The 1,792-nt window shown below is 50.8% G+C and carries 2 protein-coding genes; both read right to left on the bottom strand.

Annotation, left to right across the window (positions count from 1 at the left end; translation table 11 throughout):
• Positions 1–201: 201 nt before the first annotated feature.
• Entirely contained in the window at positions 202–609 is a 408-nt protein-coding gene (locus FJZ26_05810) for an HIT family protein (GenBank protein ID MBM3229924.1), read from the bottom strand.
• A 25-nt stretch (positions 610–634) separates the two neighbouring features.
• Complete coding sequence (locus FJZ26_05805; GenBank protein ID MBM3229923.1) at positions 635–1,420, bottom strand: geranylgeranylglyceryl/heptaprenylglyceryl phosphate synthase; 786 nt, start codon at positions 1,418–1,420, stop codon at positions 635–637.
• Positions 1,421–1,792 lie beyond the last annotated feature (372 nt).

Below are 1,792 nucleotides of genomic sequence, written 5' to 3'. Positions count from 1 at the left end.
ATGTCAAAGACCAAATCCTGCAGATAGTATGGCATGGCAAACACGCTACAGCCAGCAAACAGGCCAAGCGCAGGTGGGATAAAAACACCGGCTGGACAGATTCTTGGCAAGGCCAAAAGATTCGCAAAACCCAAACGGCCGTTAAACGGCGGTTATTATGCTTGAAAGCTGGCTTAAAACCACCAGTATTGGCAAGCTTTCCTAAAATTTTAGCTTTTGCTGCAACAGCCCAAGGGAGCCGTCTTGCGCCCTTGACCGATTTATTTTAAGGTTAATGCCATCGCCCTCAAACCGCGGGATAACGTGAAAGTGCAGATGGAAGATAACCTGGCCTGCTTCCTTGCCGCTGTTGTTGACGATGTTCACGCCATGGCACCCGAGCCTCTCTTTTTGCCTCTCTGCAATTTTTTCAACAGTTGACATGATGTTGGTGAGAGTCTGAGTCGGCGTGTCAAAAATGTCGGTGTGGTGGTCTTTTGGTATTACCAGAGTGTGCCCGTCGCACCCTGGATACAGGTCCAGGATGGCGATTGTCTTTTCATCCTCAAAAATTTTGTGTGCAGGAAGCTGGCCTGCGATTATTTTGCAAAATATGCACGAGTCTGGCACGCGCCCACCCCCAAAAACAGCAGGCCTAGTGGCCCAGCCTTTGCCTTGCTCCTTCCCTGACTGCGCCTAGAAGCAGCTGGGTCACCTTTGCCGCATCTTTCCCCCCTTCATAGGCAGTGCCGACCTGGATTGCCTGTGCGCCTGCGCCCACAACAGCCTTTGCCTGCTGCGGCGTGCGGATGCCGCCTGCGACAATATAGGGGACATTGATTGATTTAGAGACAGCCTGCACCATTTCAAGGGGGATGTGCCCGGTTGCCGGGTTGCTGCCTGCATCTGTTATGATTAACCTGTGACCTATGTACTGGCCCGCAAGGGCGTAAGCTGCCGCAAGCTTCGGCTTGTTGCGCGGGATAAGGTTTGCATCCCCGACAAAGCCCACAGTGCCGCCTGGCTCCACAACAACATACCCAACTGGAAGCGGCTCAAGCTTCATCCCAAGGACATTGTGGGCTGCAAGCATCTGGGCAGTGCTTATCCAATAGGGGTTTCTGGAATTGAGCATTGACATGAAATAGACTGCATCGGCATGCCTTGAAACGGTGCTAATATTTCCTGGAAAAAGGACAACTGGCACATTGGCAAATGACTTGATTTCCTTTGCAACGGCATCAAGCAAGTCCCCCTGCACGCCTGTGCTGCCGCCTATGAGAATTAGGTCGGTGCCAGCCTCGCACGCGCCTTTTGCGCAGGCTGCGGCATCCTTGAGGGACTTGTAGTCAAGCGGGTCGACAAGCGAGAACAAAAGCGCCCCTTTCTTGTCAATTGACTCGTTTATGTATTTCTCCACTTTTCCTATTGCAACAGCCATAAAACCACATCATTTGGAAAACTGAATGCGCAATGCCCTTTCCCAAAAGCGCCTGCGCCATTGTGCCACCTTCAATGCAAAACAATACGGCAGCACTAGTTTTGTGCCAATTCACCTTTTTTAAACTTGCCAACAACCTGCAAGATGCCTTGACGAATGCCGACTTTTGGGGAATAGCCAAGTATTTTTTGCGCCTTGGCAAAGCTGATTTGCCTGTCGGAGCCAATTATTTCAAGCATTTCTGCCAAAAGGGAAGCTGATTCCTTGTTCCCAACGCCAATTTTTGAGAGCCAGATTTTTAGGTTGGCCAAAAAAAGAGCCAGGGATTTGCTTATGTTGTTTGTTGGCGATTTGACCCCAAGCCCCTCGGAT

It is taken from the genome of Candidatus Parvarchaeota archaeon, from assembly GCA_016866895.1.
Lineage (GTDB): Archaea > Micrarchaeota > Micrarchaeia > Anstonellales > VGKX01 > VGKX01.
This window is presented reverse-complemented; position numbering and strand designations above follow the sequence as displayed.